The 22,568-nt window shown below is 52.5% G+C and carries 21 protein-coding genes and 1 pseudogene; 13 read left to right on the plus strand and 9 right to left on the minus strand.

Annotated features, from left to right (window positions below; translation table 11 throughout):
• Positions 1-274 (minus strand): Lrp/AsnC family transcriptional regulator (locus HAPAU_RS17900; RefSeq protein WP_157078553.1); only part of this gene is annotated, 274 nt, incomplete at its 3' end.
• Between the two features lie 1,343 nt (positions 275-1,617).
• The gene (locus HAPAU_RS17905) at positions 1,618-2,283 is read right to left on the minus strand and encodes a helix-turn-helix domain-containing protein (protein ID WP_066385441.1); all 666 of its coding nucleotides are present in this window, start codon (positions 2,281-2,283) and stop codon (positions 1,618-1,620) included.
• A gap of 265 nt (positions 2,284-2,548) precedes the next feature.
• Between HAPAU_RS17905 and HAPAU_RS17910 the strand changes: the two genes are divergently transcribed.
• From HAPAU_RS17910 to HAPAU_RS17920, 4 genes are all read left to right on the plus strand, one after another.
• On the plus strand, positions 2,549-2,773 hold the full coding sequence (locus tag HAPAU_RS17910; RefSeq protein WP_066385442.1) for a hypothetical protein: 225 nt from the start codon (positions 2,549-2,551) through the stop codon (positions 2,771-2,773).
• Positions 2,770-3,417 (plus strand): helix-turn-helix domain-containing protein, encoded by a 648-nt coding sequence (locus HAPAU_RS17915; RefSeq protein WP_066385443.1) that lies wholly within the window; start codon positions 2,770-2,772, stop codon positions 3,415-3,417. Before HAPAU_RS17910 ends, HAPAU_RS17915 begins: the two co-directional genes overlap by 4 nt.
• A gap of 225 nt (positions 3,418-3,642) precedes the next feature.
• Positions 3,643-4,047, plus strand: a complete 405-nt coding sequence (locus tag HAPAU_RS21295) for a DUF7344 domain-containing protein (RefSeq protein WP_157078554.1) — start codon at positions 3,643-3,645, stop codon at positions 4,045-4,047.
• Between the two features lie 739 nt (positions 4,048-4,786).
• Complete coding sequence (locus HAPAU_RS17920; protein ID WP_084383887.1) at positions 4,787-5,377, plus strand: hypothetical protein; 591 nt, start codon at positions 4,787-4,789, stop codon at positions 5,375-5,377.
• 19 nt (positions 5,378-5,396) lie between these two features.
• Here HAPAU_RS17920 and HAPAU_RS17925 read toward each other — a convergent pair whose 3' ends face one another.
• On the minus strand, positions 5,397-5,816 hold the full coding sequence (locus tag HAPAU_RS17925; RefSeq protein WP_066385445.1) for a universal stress protein: 420 nt from the start codon (positions 5,814-5,816) through the stop codon (positions 5,397-5,399).
• Between the two features lie 165 nt (positions 5,817-5,981).
• On the opposite strand from HAPAU_RS17925, the gene HAPAU_RS17930 reads away from it, so the two are divergent.
• Both HAPAU_RS17930 and HAPAU_RS23140 read left to right on the plus strand, forming a co-directional pair.
• Positions 5,982-7,154 carry an inorganic phosphate transporter gene (locus HAPAU_RS17930; protein ID WP_066385447.1) on the plus strand — a complete coding sequence of 391 codons (1,173 nt, stop codon included), beginning with the start codon at positions 5,982-5,984 and terminating at the stop codon, positions 7,152-7,154.
• A gap of 289 nt (positions 7,155-7,443) precedes the next feature.
• A pseudogene (locus tag HAPAU_RS23140) lies at positions 7,444-8,451 on the plus strand (DHH family phosphoesterase).
• Between the two features lie 348 nt (positions 8,452-8,799).
• On the opposite strand, the gene HAPAU_RS17945 reads toward HAPAU_RS23140, so the two are convergent.
• The 4 genes from HAPAU_RS17945 to HAPAU_RS17960 all read right to left on the minus strand — a co-directional run bounded on the left by HAPAU_RS17945 (position 8,800) and on the right by HAPAU_RS17960 (position 13,148).
• Entirely contained in the window at positions 8,800-10,038 is a 1,239-nt protein-coding gene (locus HAPAU_RS17945) for a cation:proton antiporter (protein WP_066385451.1), read from the minus strand.
• A 905-nt stretch (positions 10,039-10,943) separates the two neighbouring features.
• Positions 10,944-11,369 carry an HVO_A0114 family putative DNA-binding protein gene (locus HAPAU_RS17950; RefSeq protein WP_066385847.1) on the minus strand — a complete coding sequence of 142 codons (426 nt, stop codon included), beginning with the start codon at positions 11,367-11,369 and terminating at the stop codon, positions 10,944-10,946.
• A complete protein-coding gene (locus tag HAPAU_RS20545) occupies positions 11,347-11,664 on the minus strand; it encodes a toxin-antitoxin system TumE family protein (protein WP_084383888.1) in 318 nt (105 codons plus the stop codon). The genes HAPAU_RS17950 and HAPAU_RS20545 overlap by 23 nt, the downstream gene beginning before the upstream one ends.
• A gap of 296 nt (positions 11,665-11,960) precedes the next feature.
• Positions 11,961-13,148 (minus strand): AAA family ATPase, encoded by a 1,188-nt coding sequence (locus tag HAPAU_RS17960; RefSeq protein ID WP_066385453.1) that lies wholly within the window; start codon positions 13,146-13,148, stop codon positions 11,961-11,963.
• A gap of 685 nt (positions 13,149-13,833) precedes the next feature.
• Here HAPAU_RS17960 and HAPAU_RS22100 point away from each other — a divergent pair.
• From HAPAU_RS22100 to HAPAU_RS17990, 5 genes are all read left to right on the plus strand, one after another.
• The gene (locus HAPAU_RS22100; RefSeq protein ID WP_211263633.1) at positions 13,834-14,217 is read left to right on the plus strand and encodes a hypothetical protein; all 384 of its coding nucleotides are present in this window, start codon (positions 13,834-13,836) and stop codon (positions 14,215-14,217) included.
• A gap of 7 nt (positions 14,218-14,224) precedes the next feature.
• Positions 14,225-14,614, plus strand: coding sequence for a PIN domain-containing protein (locus HAPAU_RS17970; RefSeq protein WP_066385454.1), 390 nt, complete (start codon positions 14,225-14,227; stop codon positions 14,612-14,614).
• Positions 14,615-14,861: 247 nt separating this feature from the next.
• Entirely contained in the window at positions 14,862-15,167 is a 306-nt protein-coding gene (locus tag HAPAU_RS17975) for an AbrB/MazE/SpoVT family DNA-binding domain-containing protein (protein ID WP_066385456.1), read from the plus strand.
• Positions 15,164-15,673, plus strand: coding sequence for a PIN domain-containing protein (locus tag HAPAU_RS17980; RefSeq protein WP_084383889.1), 510 nt, complete (start codon positions 15,164-15,166; stop codon positions 15,671-15,673). The genes HAPAU_RS17975 and HAPAU_RS17980 overlap by 4 nt, the downstream gene beginning before the upstream one ends.
• A 946-nt stretch (positions 15,674-16,619) precedes the next feature.
• The gene (locus HAPAU_RS17990; protein ID WP_066385460.1) at positions 16,620-18,857 is read left to right on the plus strand and encodes a copper-translocating P-type ATPase; all 2,238 of its coding nucleotides are present in this window, start codon (positions 16,620-16,622) and stop codon (positions 18,855-18,857) included.
• A gap of 965 nt (positions 18,858-19,822) precedes the next feature.
• Here the strand turns inward: HAPAU_RS17990 and HAPAU_RS18000 are convergent.
• Positions 19,823-20,179: an SHOCT domain-containing protein gene (locus tag HAPAU_RS18000; RefSeq protein WP_066385462.1), complete on the minus strand. Its 357-nt coding sequence runs from the start codon at positions 20,177-20,179 to the stop codon at positions 19,823-19,825.
• Positions 20,180-20,285: 106 nt separating this feature from the next.
• Complete coding sequence (locus tag HAPAU_RS18005; protein WP_066385463.1) at positions 20,286-20,966, minus strand: DUF305 domain-containing protein; 681 nt, start codon at positions 20,964-20,966, stop codon at positions 20,286-20,288.
• Between the two features lie 275 nt (positions 20,967-21,241).
• Between HAPAU_RS18005 and HAPAU_RS22615 the strand changes: the two genes are divergently transcribed.
• On the plus strand, positions 21,242-21,973 hold the full coding sequence (locus HAPAU_RS22615) for a winged-helix domain-containing protein (protein WP_245634237.1): 732 nt from the start codon (positions 21,242-21,244) through the stop codon (positions 21,971-21,973).
• A gap of 41 nt (positions 21,974-22,014) precedes the next feature.
• Positions 22,015-22,281, plus strand: coding sequence for a hypothetical protein (locus HAPAU_RS18010; RefSeq protein ID WP_066385464.1), 267 nt, complete (start codon positions 22,015-22,017; stop codon positions 22,279-22,281).
• Positions 22,282-22,568 lie beyond the last annotated feature (287 nt).

Raw genomic sequence — 22,568 nt, forward strand, 5'->3', positions numbered from 1 at the left:
TTGCTGCTTGGTGGCGTTGGTCCATTGAGGTTGTACAGATGAACTGTACACGAAGTGGGAACCCGGCTCGTTCGTAGTCGAGTTCGGGGGCGTACGTTTTGATGACACCTGCATTTTCAAGAGCAGTGATCCGATTGCGGACCGTACTCTGTGAGACCTCAACTGTGGCACTGATCTGCTCGTGAGTGGTTTTCCGTGCATCTTGCTGTAATGCATAGAGGATCTCTCGATCGACGTCGTCTAACGTGACAGTGCCATCCTGTTCTTTGACCATACGGTCGACTGCACGGCTCAGGTAAAGTATGTTAGCGTTTTCCAGTCTTCCAGGCGCGAGAAATGAACGAGAAAACACGCGGATCGAGATCGTGAGTGAGTAGCCACTCCCGTCGAATCTCGGCGGTCACACATCACCAAGAGAGGGAAACAGGGAAAGAGAGGTTAGGTGTCCTTGCCGCTGTCTGTCGCGACTTCAGCGTTGATGAGCGCAGCCATCTCAGCAGCTGTGTCTGACGTGATCTTCTCCTGTTCGTCGCTGCCATCGTGCTCTTGGTCCCGGATCTAATCGTCCTGCTGGGCATGGTCGGAATCAGTCGATCGAGAAGCGTCTGTATCCGTGTCTGCTGGGTGGAATTCCCTGAGTTGCCAAGGGAATCCATAGTCTGAGAGCATGCTGTACTGTTTGTCTGAGTTCATGGTATCTGATCACTGTTGACTAGATTCACTCCCCATACCCCATATATACCGGCGTGCAATCACGCCTAATCGCCGGCGCCCGAGTACATGGGTGTCTGCGATTCTACTTCAGGACCTGCTGTATTTGATAGTCGTTCGTGCGTGCATTCGAGTATGATCGCTCGGAGACAATCGGATGGCCTGTCGCAACGTGATGGTCGATAGCTGCATGCCCTGAGTCAGTCTCCAGTAGTTCATCCGTCTGTGCTGTCCAATCGCACATTAGACAGTAATAGCGCATTTGCCTAGTCTACCAGCGCTCTCTAATCGACAAAAATGGTGACGGTGCTACGGCAAGCAGGTTATCTAACCATGTGCCGCCGCTTTACGATCGTGCTGGCGAAAGCTATGACGTCGGGGTCTCCCTGTACGGCAACCCTAGCGAAACCGTCAGTAGCTGATCAACGTCACTGAAGCGCAGTACGTCGAACAGTAACCGCTACCGGAACCGCCGGCCTGTCCGGAACGAGGCGGTGCTCACTCGCGTCCGCTCGCTGCGCGCCTGTCAGAAGATCATGGCTAGACGCGCCGCAGGTGCAACTAGGGTTAAATTCAATAGTATTTACTATCTGTTTGAATGTAAAACTGGTTGACCAAGCAGGTAATTGGTATGGGATAGGGTACATAGGGTAGATGGTCCGTCACACTGTGCGCTCATGGCGTGACGGGTTCCAAATTGGGGGAGGGCGATTGCGACTCAGACTGCCTCTGACATCACCCTGGGTCGCCTCTTGGATGAGCTCATCCTCCCTCTGCTGACAATCGCTTACTTATGAGAGGGATATCCGGGTCTCTGACACAGCCACCGGAGCGACACCGTCGCTCCACACGCCGCTCTCATCATTTCGTTGTCCCCGTAACTACGACCGCTCAGAGCCCTCGACGCTACATCTCCGGTGTCTCCGTTGTGGAAAACTGGACCGTATTCGAGACGAGTGTCACGATCGCCCGCCGAAGTCGCTCAGTGATCGCTTGATCCGATACCCCGAGTTCCTCCGCTAACTCGAGCGTCGTACACTGGCGTGGGATCTCGTAGTAGCCCCGCTCGATCGCCAGTAAGAGCGTCTCACGCTGGATCGGCGTCAGGCCGAACCACGGGCCACTGTCCGGGCGCGTTGGATTGTAGATGCGCGCGACGTTCAATGAAATCTGCGCTTGGTTACAGTAGCGCTGGAAATCCGACAGCGACTCGTGAGAGGGAAATCGGAGTTCGAACTCCCACTCGCGTGGGGTACCTGTCGCACTCAGGACTTGCGCTCCCTGTTGTTGGATCGCTTGAAAGAGCTGGTCCGTCTCACCGTTCCATTCCAGCGCGTACAACGTCTTGTTCTCGAGGGTGTCGATTTCCGAGATTTCGTTGACAACATCTTGATCGGTGAGATTGGCCGTGAACGTATCGCGGTGAGAGTTATGCACCCAGAAAAAGGGGATCGCAGTCTCGCCCATCGGGACCATACTCTCAAGCTCGATGGCGATCCCGGAGACGACGTCGAGAAACTGCCCTAACCCAAAGTCTTCCCCTGGCACTGAGAGTTCGGCAATGACACTCATGTAACGTCCTTGAGAACCGTATGTGGAGAACGCCTAAAAGTAGGCGACTTGGTATACCACCCTAGCATACTAGCACTTTATATGAGACATGGTATACCAAGTTAATGTAGGTTATTAGACCATAGTCATATAGGGACCGGGCTCGGAGGGAGTACACGGACCGGATGAGAAGGTCACACTGGTATCGAGAGGAGACACGCCCACGACACGGATAGGGCTCAATCAGCCTGGCCACTCAAACAGCCCACCCAGACCAGACCGCATCATGGACGATTTTGAAACAGTAGCTGAAACGGTCACCACAGAGGAAGCGTTCACTACCGCACTGCAGAAGCTCGTACAAGCAGCCCACGCAAACGGGGTCGACGTCGAGGGAGGGTGGGAGTGTCGGACCACGACGGACGATCCGGACTGGGAGATCATGATTCTCGAAGTGACGAAAAAAGACACCCAGAGGCTGGACGCTGCTGACGGGGTGGATAATGCATGAGTGTGATTGCTGAAATCCAGATCGAGGGCAATTTCGTCCTCAGTGAATTGCTCGCGGAGCTGCCCGACGTTCCGATCCAACTCGAACGAGTGATCCCGGCTGGGGAGCGAACGGTGCCCCTGATCTGGATCCATACGGACGAGCCCGAACCAGTCGAACAGCACCTTCGTGAACATCGGTTGATCGAGTCGATCACCCAACTGGATGTGTTTGAGGATCGAGCATTGTATCGCATCGAGTGGACTGAAGAGCCCGATAGTATCTTCAATGAGATCCAGTCAAAGCGAGCAGATCTCCTTGATGCAGTTGGGATGGGTGAGTCCTGGACATTTGAATTACGCTTTCCGACACACGACGCGCTCTCAGGGTTTCACGATCATTGTGAAGAGGCAGGCCTCCCGCTGTCAGTCAATCGTATTTATCGGCCGAGCAGTGCTGAGTCACCCACTCGCTATGGATTGACGGATATTCAGTACGATACACTCCTTTCAGCGCTTGAGCAGGGTTACTTTACGGTGCCGCGGGAGATAACGTCGAAGGAGTTAGGGGCGCAACTCGGGGTATCGGATCAGGCGATCACTGAACGAATTCGACGCGGGACCACAAATATACTAACGCATATCCTTGTGTCACCAGAGAACTGAACGAGTAGGTACGTCACCCGCGCGTTTTTGAGGTGACTGCGGCCCTAATGTCGCCGTGGTGTAACAAGTCAGGTATGGTATATCAAGGTGAGCTAATAAGTAGAACGGACTCTAGATAGGGACTGGATACGCCGAAAAGAGTGCGTATCTACAGAGAAAAGGAAGCCTCTGACACAATGACCCAGTATTCACCAGCCAAACGACGGCAGACACCGAGGGGTACCGATGAGTAGTAAATCGAACCAGTTGTCCCCTCCCCCTGAACAGGATGTCTTTGGTGGGACAACCGCTCATACGGCTGTCTTCAAGACACTATCATTCCAATCGTGCCGCTATCTCATCTACTATTTCTTAGTGGCATCTGACTCCAGTGTCCCGATCGAGGACGTAGTCACAGGAATTCAAACGCTTGCAGCCCACGAAAGTAAGCAACCGTCAGTGGTCGACGATGAGTGTCTCAAATCGCTCCTTATTGAGCGAGCGATCCCGCAGCTCGAGCAGCTTGATGTGGTCGAATACGATTCCCGAAATGGGAGTGTTCGATATCACCGACGGCCCTTCATCGAAGAGTACGCCGAACATGCGGCCTATCAAGAATTATCGTCGGATTTCGTTCAGGAGTCACTGTAGCAGCGTCCACAGTACTTCTGAGTGAACTTGGGGCTGCTTTCCCATTGAATCAGTGGCTACAGGTCTCACTGGTGGGAGACAGATCGCTTATTGTGTGGCGAGAAACAGAGCCTTGTGCACCAGTAGCCTGCGTAAGAGCGGGCGGCCATTGCACAAGGCTTGCTTATCAAAATTGTTGAGTAAGACAAATGCAGGAGATTACTCGACGAGATCAACGGGATCGAACGACGAGAGGACAGCGACCGGCCGCCTATCTACTATGAAGTGGTGCGGTCTATCGCGCTGGCGGTGCTATGCTGAGCGGGGCTGTGTTATCTTATTCTGCCAGAGCACCGCAGATACAGAAGTAATTTCGATGAACTGCAGACAGTCCGGCGATGTGGCTCTTGATTTATAGCATCTGAAAACGGGCGAAGTGTCAGTGCTGCCGCTCAAGAATGTGGAATGATCCCCGAGTGGGGTCTTCCCTAGTAGGGCCAAAGGCGCCCAATCCCACGTCGTCATTAGGAAAGAGGGCGTCGGTTAGTCTACTCGCTGAGTTTGGTATCGACGTCAATCGCCGAGCCGATATGCGGTAGCGTGAGGATGTGTCGCCGCTCTCCACTCCAATGACCTCACTGGTTCCGACACCCTACCGGTCCTAGGTTTATTTCAGAATAATACCTTGTTCAACGGTCTCTTCTAAGATGATTTGGCGGTGTTACAACAGATAGAAACGCACTGGGACCGACTACTCTGTATGAATGGATATCGTACCGATGCTCTTGCTGATCTAGGCTATGGCATATTGTTTGTTGTTGCGATCGGTCTCATGGTCATCCTGGGAATTCAAACAGGGATCACGTTCGGATTAGGTGTGTTCCTTGCGTATACGATCCACGTCGGATGGAAGATGAGCAGGCTCGATCCGCAGTGGATGACTGATGAAGTCGTCGAGGCCGTCGAAGAAACAGTGACTGAAAAAGTTACACAGGAAGTCACCGAATCGGTCGAAAAGCAGGTTGGAGAGACGGTTGCCGAATCAGTAAACAAAGAAATGAGTGAGACGGTCGCTAAGTCCATTGAGAATGAAGTCAGTAGAACAGTCGATAAAACGGTCGCAGAGACCGTCGAGGAGACGGTTTCCAACGAGGTTACCCAAGTCGCCGAAAAGGTCGACGAGGTAAACGAGCGTGTCGAGCGCCGGCCGCGAAAGGACGAGGTCGAGGAGTCCATCGACAAGACGAAAGAGGAACTCGAAGAGGCGATTGGCGAGACCAAAGAGAAGATTGAGGCGGATGACGATAAAACGGAGCCCGATTTTAAGTTGCCAGCTGACAGCGAGAAGTAGTCAGGTTCAGCACCGTGCGTCAGCGGATGACCATAACGGGTACCGGGGCGCGCTGGAATACCTGTTGAGCGACGTTTCCGACGAACAAACGATCAACAAGTGAGCCGCTGTGGCTTCCAATGACGACCGTGTCGAACGCCTCTGACTCCTTGATGATCGTCCGTGCTGGGTGGCCGACTGCCACTCTCGTGTTGATCTCCATGTCGTGCTCCTCTGCGATCTTTCGGGCGATATCGAACACCTCGTTGGCCTGTTCCTCAGCAGCTGTTTGAAAGTCGTCCTCAAGCGCAAGGCCAGTTATCTCTCCCATCATCGGTGTCGTTTTCCCGACGACGTGAAGAACCGTTATTTCCGCATCTCCGAAGGCTTCAAAAGCGTACTCTAATGCCTTTTGTGCCATCTCCGAGTCGTTCATTGGAACAAGTATACGGTTGATCATATCCAATTGTTAGTTCGAGTCGGTAAATAGGTAGTCGTGCTCATCAGTATCGATTGGCTTGTTCAACACCATCTAATAACTTATACAAATATTATATATCAACTGTAAATCACTCACTGATAGGATCGGAATGCTCTTCCCTTTCACATGTGAAGTATCACTTATATGGATCTTACTGTAGTACTGTTGGTCGGTATTGTCGCCTCAATCTTCGTGGGATTCAACATCGGTGGGTCATCCACCGGTATCGCTTGGGGGCCTGCGGTCGGTGCCGGTATTGTTTCGAAGACACTCGCAGCATTTCTTATGACTTTCTTCGTCTTTTTGGGAGGGTGGACGGTTGGGCGGAACGTCATGGATACGTTGGCCGGCGATATCATTGCGATCCCGATCACGTTGGAAGCTGGCGTGGGTGTTCTCTTCTTCATCGGAACCGGTATCTTCATCGCCAACGTGTTCAGTGTCCCAGTGCCAACATCGATGACAACAGTCGGATCGATCGCTGGCCTCGGACTAGCGACCGGGACGCTCAACTTCGATACGATCGGGCGGATTATGGCGTGGTGGATTGTCACACCGGTTATCGGCTTTTGGATCGGCGCAATTCTCGGTCGGTATTTCTACCCGGCGCTCAACGACCGCTTCGAGATCGTCTCGAGCGATGGCGCGCTGATTACAGTCGATAAAAGCGGGACTATCCCGTCACCAGTACTCGGTCCGAACACGACGCAACAGGAGTTGGTCGGTACGATCTTGGTTCTTATTATTGGCTGTTACATGGCGTTCAGTGCTGGTGCCAGTAATGTTCCGAACGCGGTCGCTCCCTTAGTGAGTAGTGGCGCGCTCGAAGTGAACACAGCAATCCTCATTGCGACTGTGGCAATCGGGATCGGTGGATTTACGATTGCACGTCGGACGATGGAGTCGGTCGGGACCGAACTAACTGATATACCACTGCTTGCGGCACTTCTCGTTATGACGACCGCTGCGACGATTACGACAGTTCTCTCGTATGCCGGGATTCCGATCAGTCTCGTGATGGCGATGGTGATGACGATTGTCGGTCTTGGCTGGGGGCGGGCAACCCGTCCGATTTCGGCACGTGATGTTGTCAGCGGCAAGACGGATGCAGAGATCCAGACGGGGGCGTTGACGGCTGACCCAGATGTTCCTGCTCCGGCTATCGGGGATCCAGAACCCCAGCAAGTGCTTGAAGTAGGAGACCTGTTCAATCCCCGAGCAATCGCAAAGTACATCTCGATGTGGATTATCGGTCCCACGGTCTCGCTAGCGCTTTCGTACGGGTTTTTCGTTATTGTACCTGTTCCGATAACCTGATGTTACTGAACTTATTTTCTAAGTCGGTTACAAATCTCTGACAATAGAATGTACGAACACTTTGCAAATCACTATGAGACCCCTCTATGATTGTGGGACCGACTATCAGGTGTATATGTCGTCTGCCGAGAATGTTTCGTTTGCCGGAGTTTCCGAAACACTCGATATCACCGTGCTAAACGCGGTTCCGCCGGGTAGAGATGGAAGTCGGGCAGCGCGAGGTTCGGTATTGTTCAAGACCTGCTTGCCTCACTCTCCTTCTAAGTATATCGCTATCATATAATACAGAATGAGTAGAGCCCAGCAACTCCACGAACTGCTTGCCGATGGCAGCGAGATCAACATCGTCTGTCACAATAACCCCGATCCGGATTGTCTTGCTAGTGCGCTCGCATTGGGTCGAATTGCGGCCGAAGCTGGTATTGACGCACATCACATCCTCTACAGTGGCGATATCTCGCATCAGCAAAACCGGGCATTCGTCAATCTGCTCGATATCGACCTCAACCGGTTTGAACCTGCGGCCGTCCAGGATCGACCTGCAGATTCATTGCTTGCATTCGTCGATCATGCCGTTCCAGGCGCGAACAACTATATTCCGCAGGGGACTCCCGTGGACATCGTAATCGACCATCATCCTGCCGAGGATATTGACGCCCAGTTCGTCGACCATCGGGGCCGCTGCGACCATTCTCACGGAGTACGTCCGTGCCCTTGACATCGAGCCTGATACCGCACTTGCGACTGCTCTCCTGTTTGCCATTCGTCGCGAGACTCTCAACTTCCTTCGTGGAGCGACCCGTGAAGAGTACGATGCAGCGAGATATCTTCATGAGTACGTGGACCGGATCTACTTCGACAGCTGTCAACCCCGTCGGTTACTGGCGCAACTCTCGATGCTATCGCGACTGCGATCAGTAATCGAATGATACGATCGTCGGTGCTTATCACGCATGTCGGCCGGACAACTGAGCGAGATGCACTCCCGCAGGCCGCCGATTACCTCGCAACGCTGGAAGGTGTCGAGACGGTCATTGTCTTCGGGATCGTCCACGATCCCATTCACCTCAGTGCACGATCGCCAGACCCGCGCATTCACGTCGGTGACGTGCTCAGGGAGGTGTTCGAGGACGTCGGAAGTGCCGATGGCCACCACGATTCGGCAGGCGGTGAAATTCCATTGGGTATCTTTGCTGATTACACGGCTGACAGTGAGCAGTTACTTGACATCGTTGAACCGGTTATTACCGAGCGTCTCATCGTAAAACTCGGTCTTGCTGATAGTTCCACGGGTTGACATAGATAAGGCACCACTAGCAGCTCAAGAAGAGCAATCTGAGGCCACATTCTCGATCATCGAGGAGTATTTCGATAAGAGACCCAAGATTCGGCCTGAGTTGCGCTATGGAACTGACGTTATTGAAGAAATTGTCGCAGCAGCCGATGAATTTGACATCTCTGCGATCGGTTTCATCCCCGATCGGGCGGACGAATACGCGAGTTCCTCGGGGGAAACCTAGCGTATCGATTGATCACTGAGGGCCATCACCCTGTCGTGGTATTTCTAACAACTGGGATGATCAAGGAGGATTCTCAGAATCGACGTAGAGTGTATCAAACGATGATCCGGGAGGAAGGACGTTTCTTACTCGACCTCAACGTCCACATCCTCTATAAAAACGAGTTCGTCTGTCTGCTCAAGCCAGTCGATGCCCCACTTGACAGTTGGTGGGACAAGTGTTGTCGTGAAGATTGCAGTAAAGACGAGAATTGAGAAGAGTTCCTGACCGATAATCCCTGCTGACAGGGCAATCGAGACGATGACGATCTCAACGGTCCCGCGTCCATTCATCCCTAACCCGATAACGAGTCCTTCCTTTGAGGAGAGCTTTGTCGGGAGGGTGAATAGCCAGCTTCCGGCGATTTTGCTGACAAAAGCAACCACTACGATGAGCACGAGCAGTCCCAAGCTTTGGGTAAACACCGTAAGTGTGAGCTCAAATGCGACGGTTACGAAGAAGATCGGCGCAAAAAAACCCATCGCTAAATCGTACATGACATTATACATATGGTCGTAGATGTCTGGATCGAGCTGGGCCTGTCGCAGGAACAGACCAGCGATGAATCCGCCGATGATCATGTGGAGATCCGCGAGTGCCGCGAGGAAGGCAAAGATGAGGGCAACAACAAGCGCAACCGTGAATGCGGATGTCTTGTCGACGAACTCGTGGCGTGTCATCCAGCCTTCTAACTGCTCCCAAATATATGGAAGGAGTTTATCGCCGATTACGAGGGCTACCGCAAAGAACAAGAGTGCCTTTCCTGCAACCAATCCAAGACCCAGAGCGGTCACTTCGCCGGTTTCGACGAAGCCCATAATCCCAGTGAATACGACCATCACCCCAACGTCGGACAGCAGTGCTCCGCCGAGGAGAACACCTGCAATTCGCGTATCAAGGATATCAAGATCGACTAAGATTCGTGATTTTGTCGCTAGAGAGGTGGCAGCCATCGCGATCCCGATGAACAGCGCCTGTTCAATAGTCGCACCAAGGACGCCGCCGACTGCATAGCCAAGGCCAAACGGTAGGACAAAACCACCGACTGCGACCATCAGCGCCTGAGGTCCGAGGTCAAAGAGGTCGTGAATGTCGACTTCCATGCCGACATAAATCATCAACAAGAAGACCCCGAGTTCCGCAAAAATATCGAGCGGTTCACTTGGGTGCACGAGACCCAATAACGCTGGTCCGAAGAGAATTCCTGCGAGAATTTCGCCCATTAACGCGGGGTAGCCAACGCGTTCAACCAGGAGGCCGAAGGCCCACGCGAGGGTGAGTACCAATAGCAGATTGAGCAGATCAATACCGGCGGCTTCAACCATAGATAGCTGCTCTTACTCAACCAATCGGTAAGACCGTTGGCAATCCAGGGTGTATCGGATGGTAGTCCCTCAGTATGCCTTCGTCAAGCGTCTTCCCAGCGTCATGGCACCTATACGTGATCAGATTGTCTCCCTTACGTGGCAGAGTTGATTATGTATATTAAGTCCCATCTTCCTTCATTCCCTATTGAAGGAGGGTGCGGATGGTCTTCAGTGATACCGTTCCGACTGGGAACGTCTCGCGGTTGCCAGGCGGCCAAGGTAATCAAGCGAGTCCCCGCCCTTTGATCCATGCCCGCTGATTCTGAGAAAGGAGTATACATTCCCTCTCGATTCTGTATGTACCGTAGAATACAGCCTTTCGCCGATCTCTCCTTGAGGTGCGTTGTTTTTGGTCCCACAGCCAGCACACCAGAACCCTCGCTCGCGAGCAAGTAACGCCGTATTCTCACTCCGCTTCGCTTCGTTCCGAGACCGGGGTTCCTCGCTCGCTCGGGATAGTAGCGCCACCGAAAAACACGAGTTGACTGCCTGCCAGAAAGTGGACTCGCGTATGTCAAACCTTGTGCCGATCGGGTCGCCCAACGCGTCGAAGGACGTCAGGCGGTCAATCGGCAGTGACGTCGCGACATTTGTCAGCACGTAGATGTGTTTCTAATCGTCCTCGCCGGCGAGCACAGAGCGGATTGAGTAGGTCGCCTGTACGATTCGCCGCCGTATTTGTCGTCGAAGAATATCTCCCGGCGACGAGGAGCGGCTCGCTAGCTATGAAATACGTATTGAGTCTGGAGGACGAGGTCACGAGCACCTGGCCGAGATCGCGCGGCTACGGGAGGACACAGTCAGTGAGGAGGCGTTCAAAGACTTTGTTGAGATCGTCGAGACGACGTATTCTGAGGAGGGTGTTACGCTTCGGCCCCCCGTCCATTGTTCGTCGGTCGGTCTAATGAGAGATCAACCGAGATCGAATCGTACCAGACCTCCGGTCGCTTCGATTGGCCGACTGTATCAAGGTCGATCAGTCCGAGCGATTCTAACTCGTTCAGGTTTCGGTGTACCTGTCGAACGTCCCGTCCAACGATGCGGGCTGTTTCCCGAATGCTCTCAGGGCGCTCGCTCGCAATCGCCTGTAGCAGCTCCAAGTTTTTCGGCCGAGTTATTTGATGTAGTTGCGCAGGGTCGTGGAACACGACTTCAAGATGAGGTTCGGGCGTCTTTCCCTGGTCAAGTGCGGCTAGTGCTGCTTCAACCGCTTCGGTATCGCTCTGCTTGAAGCGGACGTGCAGTACGCGCTCGTCTGGCTCTGTCTCATTTCCATTGTCCGTTTTCATGGTCATTCACCTCTTGTTTAAACCGCCGAAAAAGGGGGAGTACGCCCGGGAATTCAATATCTTCAACGTGAGAGTCGCTCGTGTGTTTGTGATGCGGCGCCGCGCCAGGATGGTCCGGAAAGTTATCGTAGCGAAAGATGAGACTGCCGTCGATCGTGCCGTACTGCATCGAGTAGCGAATCCCATCCGGGTAGCGTTCCGACGGAGGAACATCCCACGCGCGGACTTCGGCGTAGGTATCGCCGAAGTTCTGCCGTGTTTCGATGAGTAACGTTGTATCATCATCCTCCGCCATCAAGTGTTGTTATATCCCACAACAGGTTAAGTGTTGGTACCGTCTACAACACCCGAGAAACGTCTGACAGACCTATATTTACCAGACGAACGTTTCAGAGCCTTGTGCAACAAGCGGAATGAGCAAGAAATAGTGTTGAACAAGGTGACGAGGTGAAGATCCTGGTCAAGACAACCGATCTAATCGCACCGTGATGAATGAGTCTCTATTTGCTCATGCAGAGTGGTGTATCGGTGATTTATGAGGAGAGTCTCCTATGAAGCTCATGCAACGTAGGTGCAGCTTTCAATCATCTATTAGACGAAATCAGAATCATCAAGAGCTTCTTCAAGCGTCTCGAATTGATTGACATCGTATTCGAAATAGCTACCACCGTGTGAGCCCTTGTTTTTCTGCTCAACAGTCAGAAATCCTTTGAGTGAGAGTTGGCTGAGATGATTATGGATCGTTCGCGTTGATTTCTTGCTACTCCCGACATCTGCAACGAGAGATTCGTATGTCGCATACACTTCCGATCGTTTGGCTGGTGTCTCACCCTCATCTGCGAGGAGGAGCACAGACTGCAGCGTAAGGCGACTTTGAGTAGGGAGACGGCGGAGTTCGTCAAGCAGACGTCCTTTTTCGATAAGGGTGTTTGCGTCACGGACGTCCTGTTCAGTAACCTGGTCGCGACCCTCCCGCCGAGCAAGATCACCGGCCTTATGCAAAATCCGGAGTGCCTGACGAGCGCTGCCAGAATCCTGCCCGGCAAAGGCGCTAGCCAAGGGAATTACTCCCTCCGCGAGGACGCCCTCGTAGAAGGCTTTCTCAGCACGCTGCTGGAGGATGTTCTGTAATTCTTGTGCGTTGTAAGGTGGGTAGTGAACTTCGTAATCACAGAGGGAGTCTTTGACTTGTGCTGAAAGGTTGTCTCGAAACGTGAAGTCATTCGAGATTCCAACAACGCCAACATTTGTCTCCGTCACGTGACCAAGATCGTTACACCGGGGAAGCTGATAGAGAAGATCATCGTCGGTCCCAATAGAGTCGATCTCGTCGAGGACGAAGATTACGTGAGATGCCTCGACATCGTTGAGATGGGCCCAGAGCTGTTCATAGATGAATCCGGAGTCGTGCCCTCGCGTTGGTAGTTCCTCCTCTTGGTCGCGAAAGCAGTTGACAAGCCGGATCGAGACCTGATAGGAGCTGGTAAGGGATTTACAGGAAATCTGTGGAGTAAGAACCTCGAGATCGCCGTAGTCTTGCTGACGATCGTTGAGATAGTCAATGATGAGATTAGTAGAGAGAGTCTTTCCAACGCCAGTCTGTCCATAGACGAAGATGTTGTACGGCTGCTTGCCGTCAATGACTGGCTGGAATCCGGAGACATATTCTTCGATCTCCTCATCACGCTCGATGATCTCGTCAATGTTTGTTGGTTGATAGCTATCACGTAACACGTCTTGATCTTTGAAGATCGTATCATCCCGTGTGAGTTCAACCATGGGAGCAGGTCACACTCCTATGGTAAATAACTGCCGTTGCATGAGCTTCATGAGCTTCATTTGCGGAGATAGTTTATAAACCACACACACACCGTTTTGCACGAGAGATTGAATAATCGAGGAATGGGGTGTCAGAAATGGGGTGAAGCCCAGCAAGAGAGATTCTACTGCGCAAAGAGCGGAAACCACGTAAATCAAGCACCTAGCGGCAAGCGCGGTCGGATTCTATCCTTCCTTGCTTTAGTCCTCTCTAGTGCGGTTCTTGTACCGCACAAGAGCTTGTAAATTTATGCATTAGTAAATATGTTTTCATGATCTTCAGATAGGGGAGGTGTCCTTGTAGTCCCACTCTCGTGCAAACTGGTGTGTGTGTGGTTTATAAATCATCTACTCTCGTGAAGCTCGTGCAACGTCAGTTCCCGAATTGCCAAACATCTATGACAGACCGACTCGCGTGTTTTACCTATAGACTAGTCAAATGAACATTCTGGTTTTCTATCGAGTGTATTCACCACAATTAGCTGTTTCGCAGTCTCTCTTGATGTTAACCCTCTCCCCGCCGTCACGAGTTTACAACTCGAAAAAGGGGGGAGAGGGTTCGTCAGGTTCAGTACTATTTTATTCGTACTGAACCCGTTCTCACACGGACGAAATGGTTAACTAGCAGTGGTACCAATTCATGCGCGTGAGCCGGAGCCGGGGAGACGATGGGAAGTATATCGAGAAGACGACGATCGACGACGTGATCGCGGTCCTTACCGAGCGTGACGAGCCACTCACCGGGAAAGAGGTGGGTGAAGCACTCGGCATATCGAATCGATCCGCGCTCGATAAGCTCAACTCGCTCGAGGAGAAGGACAACGTCGAACGGAAGAAGGTCGGGGCTGGTGCCGTCGTTTGGTGGCTCTCCGACGAGCAACGTGCCCGTGGCGGCCCCGTCGGCCCACTCTTTGACCTCGTCGGTCTGTTCGGTGACGACGACGAGGCGGCCGCCCGTTCTCGCAAGCGCTCCGAGGAGTGGGGCGAAGAGTTCGATCAACAGATGATGGGCGGAATCGACGAGGCGTAGGCGTTCGATGATCCTCGATTCGACCTTTGTTCATGACGTCCTTCGAAACGATAGTGACGCGATCGAGCAGTTAGTCGAGCTTCGCGATTCTGAGACGCCGGTCGCTCTCTCAACACTTACTGTTTTCGAGGTCGGTGTCGGGCTTCGTGGAGAGAGCGCACAATACCGCGCGGAGTTCGACGAGCGTATCGACGAGCTCGTTGTTCTCCCGGTTACGGAGACGGTCGCTCGACGCGCGATCGCGATCCAGCATGACTTGCTTGATCAGGGTCAACGTATCGGTGCTCGCGACGTTCTGATCGCGGGGATTGCAGTCGGCAGCCCAGATCCACGAGTTCTTACTCGGAACGTCGACGAGTTTGCGCGGGTCGATGGTCTCGATGTCAACGGATACTGAGGATACGTAAAGAGACAGTCGAACTCGCCGGCGAGGTTGAGCGCGTAGTCGCCACTAGTGGCCTACCTTGTGCAACGCCCACTTACAATGAAAGGCGATTGTTACACAAGGCTAAGTTTTCTTGAAGTGTCCCGTACATTTCCTAGAAGACGCTTCTCAGGCCGTGGGGCGCCATTGTAATCCCTGTACAAGGTCAACAGTTGTATGACCGCAATTGTTATATCTGAATGGGATCAAGTTATGAATAATGAATGAGTCTGAACCAAACGGAAATCATGATGAAGAACGCGAAGTCGTGTCCGTCTCAAAACATGGACAGGCAACGATCCCGAAACGATTCCGTGACCAAATGGGGATCGACGCCCCTGGAAAAGTCGCCTTTCGAAAGCGGGCATCAGGAGAGATTGTTATCGAACACGTTCCAAAAGCCGCAGAGATACGTGAAGTTCTCGCCGACGAAGGGAGGCCGTCAGAAGGGATATCAGCAACTCAGACCTTGCGCGAGCTACGCGAGCGCGACAAGCGTGACCTTGACGAATATGCTGACCGATGAGCGACGTAGAACCGGGGGTAGAAGCTGAACCCGAACCTGAACATTCTGCATACGAGACGCCAAGAAGCACTAGTGGGACGGTGGCAGAGTCAATCCCTGATCGTCTCGTCTTCGATACAGAGCCGTTGGTTGCCCATGCTACCAGTGAAGAGGGAAAATCTGTCGTTGATTCCTATTTAGACGCTGTTCGAGATGGAGATACGGTTGGATTCATCAATCAGGTCAATCTCACTGAGACGCGGTACGTAATTGGGCGGGTTTCCGGACGAGAGACAGCGGATCAGTATCTCAACTGGTTGTTCGACATCGGAATCCGGCCGGTCGGGAGTAATGATATCTGGATCGAGGCTTCGGACTTCATCCTTGATCATAACCCTGCTCTCGGAGATTCCTTTGCACTTGCGACTGCTGATCATATTGATGCAAGCCTGCTGATCGGTGGTGACGATGATTTCGATTCTATTACAGAGATCTCCCTGATCCGGTTCCGTGATGGATCAGGGTGAACTTCTCTCTTTGTCATTTTTACTATCGTCATCATCCGTCGTGGTCTGCTCCGATTCATCTTCTGACACCGCCATGAACCTGAGCACTGCTTGGCCGCTAAGCGGTTCTTCGCTCGCATCCCGAACTCAGTAGCAGTTTACTACTTAGATCTAGTCTTTGTATCTGATATCCGTATCTAGTATCTGAATACAATATTCAAATCTAAAAATCGTCGGCTTCCGTCAGATACTGTGTTCTCCCAGCTTTCCCGCGTTCGAGTATCGAGTCGTCTATCTCCGAGATAGCATATCGGAGTAACAATCGGAGGACGTCGGCCCGCGATCTGCCATTACAGACATGCGTATAGTGGCGAGAATAGTCATATATCACTCACATCAATTTCGATACTTGTATATATCAACAGCTTGTATGACACTCTGTCACTCATGACATATCATCGGAGGAAGGATGAACACGAGCAACTGGGGAGGAAGAAATATACTGCTGATGGTACGGACAACGGCCATAGCATGTCACAAGTATATTCGCTTACTCACATCGCGAGTAGGTGCTCTGCCCTCGTGGATGGGGCCATTCTCACAAGCAGTGACCTCAATGTCGATGGAGAGTTGGCCAGTTCTGGCATCAGATGGAACCGAGCCACGCTGACAGACCTCTTCACAGCTAAGCTCAACCACTGTCGGAGCCAATATGATCGCGACACCACGAATAACGTGCATCAGCAATTTATGGCATGCTTGGAGGATAGCTTGTTATTGCTCCGGTCGTCCACAGACTTTCCGGTATAGTGCTTTGGAACAACGTCTGTGTGGGGGTAGTGTGACATCGTTCTCTGCTTATAATCTCTATGCAGCACCTCAGATAGGTTGATCAGTCACCTCCTCACCTTCCGAAGACTCTAGATCGCTGTTCAATTGAAGAAGATGTAGCACGCAGAGATAACCAATGGATGACCACACTCACGAATCAAACGAGGATCACTCCGATGACGATACCGGGATCGGTGACGAGTCATCAAAACAGAACCAGCGACGTACAGAACCGCAGACCGAGCAATCACTTCTTGAAGACGAGGCCGATTCTGAACAAGCTCGCGAGGAAATACACGCCAAACAAGAACGGGAGTATCACGGCGAACACGAAGGAGAACACGATGGGCACGGCGGGATGCACGAGGGCCACGAGCAGATGTTCCGCCGGCGATTTTTCATCTCGACACTCCTCTCGATTCCCGTTCTTCTCTATAGCGAGATGCTCCAGGAGTGGCTTGGTTTCTCGGTCCCGGTGTTCCCGGGGAGTGAATGGATCAACCCAGTCTTCGCGGTGATCGTCTTCGCGTACGGTGGCGTCCCATTCTTGCAGATGGCCGTTCCAGAACTCAAGGACCGCTCGCCAGGGATGATGACGCTCATTTCGATGGCGATCACTGTTGCATTCGTCTACAGTTTGGCGAGTGTCGTCTTTCCAACAACCTCGGCGTTCTTCTGGGAGCTCGTAACGCTCATCGATATCATGCTGCTGGGTCACTGGATTGAGATGCGCAGTGTTCGTCGGGCCTCGAGTGCACTTGACGAACTGGCGAAGCTCATGCCCGATACAGCTGAGCGCATCACGGATGAGGGCGAGACTGAAGAGATCCCTGTGAGCGAACTGTCGGAAGGGGATCTCGTTCTCGTCCGTCCGGGTGCAAGCGTCCCCGCTGATGGCGTCGTCGAATCGGGCGATTCCGATGTAAATGAATCGATGATTACGGGTGAATCCAAACCCGTTTCCAAAAAGCCCGGTGACGAGGTGATCGGAGGCACAATCAACGGTGACGGCAGCCTTCGGGTCCAAATCAGCGCAACGGGCGAGGAGACAACGCTCGCGGGCATCATGCGTCTCGTCGAGGAAGCCCAGGGAAGTAAATCGAAGACACAGGTGCTCGCTGACCGGGCCGCCGGGTGGCTGTTCTATGTCGCTCTCGGCGCAGCGGTCGTGACCGCTATCGCGTGGACTGTCGCAGTCTCGTTCAACGCGACGGTCATTGAGCGAGTCGTAACGGTGCTGGTGATTGCCTGTCCACACGCACTCGGGCTTGCAATTCCACTGGTCGTCGCGATCAACACGTCCCTCGCCGCACGCAACGGGATGCTTATCAGGGATCGCATCGCCATGGAACAAGCACGGGAACTCGATACGATTATCTTCGATAAGACAGGGACGCTCACGAAAGGCGAGCAAGGCGTCGTCGACGTCATAACTGTCGAAGACATCGACGAGGATGAAGTAGTGTCACTCGCCGCAGCCGTTGAGGGTGACTCGGAACACATGATCGCCCAGGCGATGCGCGAGACTGCAGCTGACCGGGAGCTCCAGTCACCGAATGCCCAGAATTTCGAGGCGCTCAAGGGTCGTGGAGTACGTGCGACTGTCGACGGAGAAACGATTCATGTCGGTGGACCGAATCTTCTTACGCATCTCGATACGGACGTTCCTTCTGAGCTAACAGCGTTCGCAGAACGGGCTGGAGAAAACGCACAGACAGTTATCTACTTACTGCGTGACGAGAGACCAATCGCTGCGTTCGCGCTTGCCGACGTCGTTCGCGATGAGAGCTACCACGTCGTCAATGCGCTCCACGAACTTGATATCGAGGTCGCGATGCTGACCGGCGACAGCGAAGATGTCGCCCATGCGGTTGCCGCCGATCTCGGTATTGATACGGTCTTCGCCGAGGTGCTGCCCGAGGATAAAGACAAGAAGGTGACCGAACTCCAGAATCAGGGAAAGCTGGTGGCGATGGTTGGCGACGGCGTCAACGATGCACCTGCACTGACGCGAGCCGACATTGGGATCGCGATTGGAAGCGGGACGGACGTTGCGGTCCAGTCGGCGGACATCATCCTCGTCCAGAACAATCCGATGGACGTCGTTCGTCTCGTGAAGTTGAGCAAGGCGAGTTATCGCAAAATGAAGGAGAATCTCGTCTGGGCGGCCGGCTACAACGTGTTCGCGATCCCGCTTGCAGCGGGTGTGCTTGCCCCGATTGGCATCCTTCTCTCACCTGCAGTTGGTGCCTTGCTCATGTCGCTCTCGACGGTGATCGTCGCGATCAATGCACAATTTCTCCGCCGTGTCGATCTCACGGTTCCGAATTTGCCGGGAGTGTCTGCACCGGAGGAGGCGAAACCGGCGCACTGACGCGCTCTTCGTTACTTCTGTATCGTATTATGCGGGCACCCTCGATTCAATATGATAGCAAGTGTGCCAGTGAACCAACCAGATTCTAGGAGTGTCAACGACAAAGTCGAACGTCACTTCGTATCTGTGTCCGCAAACGACGACAGTGTCCTTGAGATCGATTCTAAGGGTGTTTTACAGATAGCGTCAAGATACTCGTCAGATACTCTCAGCGATCGATCTCAATATCGAAGGATGAGGTGATCAGGTTTCCGTCTGGTTTCGCTTGCAGGAATAGACGGTACCGTCCTGGTGTCGGAAATTGGGCACCGAACTCAACACGGCCACTTTCTGGATCGGTCTCTTCAGGATGGATATGGAGATACGCGAGATCACCGTCTCGAAGTGCAACAAGATGGCCGAATGCCCCAAGATAGCTCCCAGAAAAACGTCTCGCCGATACCAAGGAAGAAAGCAGCAATGCTGTAGACAAAGGCCACAGTGATTGCAAGCGAAACCAGCATCATTATCCCTGGTTCCCGATTGCGCGCTTCGGTCGTGGCCATCCTTAGGAACGGTACACCACCGTACACCAAGACGACAATACCGAAGACCGGAGCAATGAATTCACTACCAGGCATCGTCGGGGCAGTAAAACCGAGAAGGTCCTGAATAAATGGACTGTAAATTAGTACTGGAATTGCGAGGACAAAGCAGATCACAAACCGACGTTTGAACATCTCCTCGTGATCGCTGTGATCGACATGTGCTGTGTGATCTGCTTCTTGCCGACCGTGATCGTATGTGGCAGCAGGCGTATCGGCAGGCCCGTCGTTTCCCTTGTGTTTATTGTAATTCTCAGAACTACTTCCAGTGTCCTCTAACCCACATAGGCGACAGCAGAAACAGTGCTTGTCCGTCGGCCTTTCCCTTTTTCTCTGTAGGTTGATGATGGCTGTGTGGCCGATGATTCTCTGGCATTCTATCTACTCGGTTTTTCGTCTGGTGAGACGTTCGCGCCGTTGGTCGAATTCTTCATCTGAAAGATCACCACGAGCGTATGCAATTCGGAGTTCTTCAAGAGCAGCATCAGGTGCTTGCTCCGTGGTTCGAACAACTGCCTTGTATGTCAAATAGCCACCACCGAGAATGAGAACAAGAAATCCGAGCCACATCAGAACTCCAATCCATCCCATCCCACCAGTATCAGTCCAGAGACCCATGTGCCCCCAGCCAGCCATCCCCATCAGCGGGATGAACAGCATCATCATTACAAGCGGTACTAGTAATACCGCAACAATGATAATCAATAGCGTTCGGAACAGTGTATCAGTGGTTCCCATGTATACGAGTCAATTGATTAACTAAAAACGTTTACCCTCGATAGACCGCACTGTAGAAGGCGTATTGATGGCTCAGGCATGCATTAGCAGGGGTCTCTTGATTCGATCAGCAACCCCATTCAGTGAGCCAGCTCTTCATCATTGTGATCTCGGCTTCTTGGACTTCGATGACATCCTCAGCAACTTCGAGTACACGGTCTGCCTGGCCGTCTGCTAGAGCGTCTTCTGCCATGATAATCGCACTTTCATGGTGATGAATCATGTGTTCGACGAACAGACAGTCGAACGCTTGACCCTCAAGACAGCGAAGCTCCTGCATTTCATCCGGAGTCATCATTCCATCCATATCGTGATGATCCATTTCATGGTCATGGGAATCAGCATCCGCCTCCTCGAGCCACTCGTGCATCATCTCGATTTCTCTCTCTTGGACATCGATGATTTCGGGACCAAGATCGCATAGCTCCTGACGACTCGTACGACCAGAAATGAGCTCAGCCATTTCAATCGCTTGCTCGTGGTGGGGGATCATCATCTGCATGAATTCTACGTCGGCGTGATTGAACTCGCCGTTGTACTCCGTGTCATGTCCGTGATGATCCTCTTCGTCATGATCGTGATCACCAGAATGGTCGTGGTCGTCGTGATCATGCCTACCGTCCTCGTTGTTATCATGGCCGTGTTCATGCTCATCGCTATCATCTGCAGCGCTATATCCCGCAAAACCGATAGCGCTGGTCGCACCGATCAAGTACAGAAATCGACGTCGATTTGTGGACTGTGTCATTATTACTCACTCTTATAAGTCGAGAGTAGTGCTCGTGTGAAATTGCGCCCTCTCTCGACAGATAATCCTTGATTCGCAGGTATATTACTATAACGAATAAAACATTTACGGTTAAATAATGATGTGGAATTGTCGGCCAATACAGTGTCCTCACGTATTAGTGAGATTGTAGAGATTACGGGTATGGCAGCCGTTAATCGCAAAATTAGCCAGGGATGCTACGGTGTGGGCTCTGCGCCAGTATGGTTATGTGATGATAACTCCAGAGGGGAATCATGGTCGCCGCTGCGGTTCAATCGTTGAGTATCCCGTTTGCAGCTGTCGCTGGAAGTGGTGCAAGTCTCTCTGCGTTCTTATTTTGGCGTGTCTTTCGCTACTCACCACTCGGGCGCGCTATTGCAGCCGTTGCAGTCATTATGGGAATTGTCACGGCCTACCACGCAGCGTTGCTCGTGGCTCCGGAAGCGACATCCCTCACGGCTGTTAGTGCAGTCAAATACGTTGCATTGGCCGGTGTTCTTGCCTTACTTGGTAAGATTCAGCTTCAATCGACTGTTCCGCTTCGAGAATATGATTATTACCTGCTAGTCGCCGTCCTCGGACCCGGTATTTTTGTTGCCGGTGGAATTATCGCCGAGGTTGTTGCACCGGCAGTCGTTCACTGGATCCATGGAAGTGGAGCAGCTTTGGTAATACTCAGTTTGTATCGACTTCCAGCTGCAACCGCGCGCTCCTCGGGCTGGATTGATATTTTAGTGCGACATCCACAACGAGTTCGGGCACAGGAAGACTGGATGAGTCCTGTGGATGATCGGATTCTTGAGGTTTGTTCTAGGGCCGATCTCGTCCTCACACCCTCTATCATCGCGTATAATATTGAGTATAGTCGTGAAGAGATCAATCGTCGATTGAGTGAGCTAGAGCGCCATGATTTTGTTGAGCGGGTTGATCGTGGCAAATACCGGATTACCAATAAAGGGTACCAGTATCTCACTCATCCACTATAAGCAGGCCAAATAGTAACTTCGTATGGCCTGTAGAGTAGTTCATGGTATCTGACTCGGATGAAGTGCGCGTATGGCTTGTTGAGCGTGGATACAACAATCGAAATCTCATCATTCTCAAGTACGCAACGCCCAGCGGCGATCAAGTCTTCCGGAGGGAGGTAGCGTCGCAAGCTCTAGGTACGGTAACTGCTGCAAAGGACGTCTCTTTTGACAATCTTGGACTCGTCGACGAACCCGATGTGCAGGAGCGATACGCTGCCGAAGTCGCACGAATGAAAGAAAAGCACGAGCCAGAGGATCCGGTATAGTCTCGACTAGCAAAAATCAGAGTCGTATCTTTGCTAGTTCCAGAAGAGGCCTCGCAAATCATAACCAATAGTTGGTAATTGGTTTACCGACAGGTCTCGCCGCTGATCGCGAACCATAGAGTGCAGTTGACTGCGCTGTTCAGGTGCTCCCGTAGGTGACGATCATATCTTGACAATTGATTCCACTATGGATTGCGTTGGTCACGGTTCGAACCTCTCCTGAAGAAGTAGATGTAGCGTCTGAACCTGGGATTTGAGGTCTGGCATGTGGTTGGATGAGTGGAGGG

Origin of the sequence: Halalkalicoccus paucihalophilus, from assembly GCF_001593955.1 — an archaeon.
Taxonomy (GTDB): Archaea; Halobacteriota; Halobacteria; order Halobacteriales; family Halalkalicoccaceae; genus Halalkalicoccus; species Halalkalicoccus paucihalophilus.

Bases quoted from the DNA above. Each gene is read 5' to 3' on its own strand.
- HAPAU_RS17905 (WP_066385441.1), bottom strand. From the start codon at position 2,283: ATGAGTGTCATTGCCGAACTCTCAGTGCCAGGGGAAGACTTTGGGTTA.
- HAPAU_RS17910 (WP_066385442.1), top strand. From the start codon at position 2,549: ATGGACGATTTTGAAACAGTAGCTGAAACGGTCACCACAGAGGAAGCG.
- HAPAU_RS17915 (WP_066385443.1), top strand. From the start codon at position 2,770: ATGAGTGTGATTGCTGAAATCCAGATCGAGGGCAATTTCGTCCTCAGT.
- HAPAU_RS21295 (WP_157078554.1), top strand. From the start codon at position 3,643: ATGAGTAGTAAATCGAACCAGTTGTCCCCTCCCCCTGAACAGGATGTC.
- HAPAU_RS17920 (WP_084383887.1), top strand. From the start codon at position 4,787: ATGAATGGATATCGTACCGATGCTCTTGCTGATCTAGGCTATGGCATA.
- HAPAU_RS17925 (WP_066385445.1), bottom strand. From the start codon at position 5,816: ATGATCAACCGTATACTTGTTCCAATGAACGACTCGGAGATGGCACAA.
- HAPAU_RS17930 (WP_066385447.1), top strand. From the start codon at position 5,982: ATGGATCTTACTGTAGTACTGTTGGTCGGTATTGTCGCCTCAATCTTC.
- HAPAU_RS17945 (WP_066385451.1), bottom strand. From the start codon at position 10,038: ATGGTTGAAGCCGCCGGTATTGATCTGCTCAATCTGCTATTGGTACTC.
- HAPAU_RS17950 (WP_066385847.1), bottom strand. From the start codon at position 11,369: ATGAAAACGGACAATGGAAATGAGACAGAGCCAGACGAGCGCGTACTG.
- HAPAU_RS20545 (WP_084383888.1), bottom strand. From the start codon at position 11,664: ATGGCGGAGGATGATGATACAACGTTACTCATCGAAACACGGCAGAAC.
- HAPAU_RS17960 (WP_066385453.1), bottom strand. From the start codon at position 13,148: ATGGTTGAACTCACACGGGATGATACGATCTTCAAAGATCAAGACGTG.
- HAPAU_RS17970 (WP_066385454.1), top strand. From the start codon at position 14,225: ATGATCCTCGATTCGACCTTTGTTCATGACGTCCTTCGAAACGATAGT.
- HAPAU_RS17975 (WP_066385456.1), top strand. From the start codon at position 14,862: ATGAATGAGTCTGAACCAAACGGAAATCATGATGAAGAACGCGAAGTC.
- HAPAU_RS17980 (WP_084383889.1), top strand. From the start codon at position 15,164: ATGAGCGACGTAGAACCGGGGGTAGAAGCTGAACCCGAACCTGAACAT.
- HAPAU_RS17990 (WP_066385460.1), top strand. From the start codon at position 16,620: ATGGATGACCACACTCACGAATCAAACGAGGATCACTCCGATGACGAT.
- HAPAU_RS18000 (WP_066385462.1), bottom strand. From the start codon at position 20,179: ATGGGAACCACTGATACACTGTTCCGAACGCTATTGATTATCATTGTT.
- HAPAU_RS18005 (WP_066385463.1), bottom strand. From the start codon at position 20,966: ATGACACAGTCCACAAATCGACGTCGATTTCTGTACTTGATCGGTGCG.
- HAPAU_RS22615 (WP_245634237.1), top strand. From the start codon at position 21,242: ATGGTCGCCGCTGCGGTTCAATCGTTGAGTATCCCGTTTGCAGCTGTC.
- HAPAU_RS18010 (WP_066385464.1), top strand. From the start codon at position 22,015: ATGGTATCTGACTCGGATGAAGTGCGCGTATGGCTTGTTGAGCGTGGA.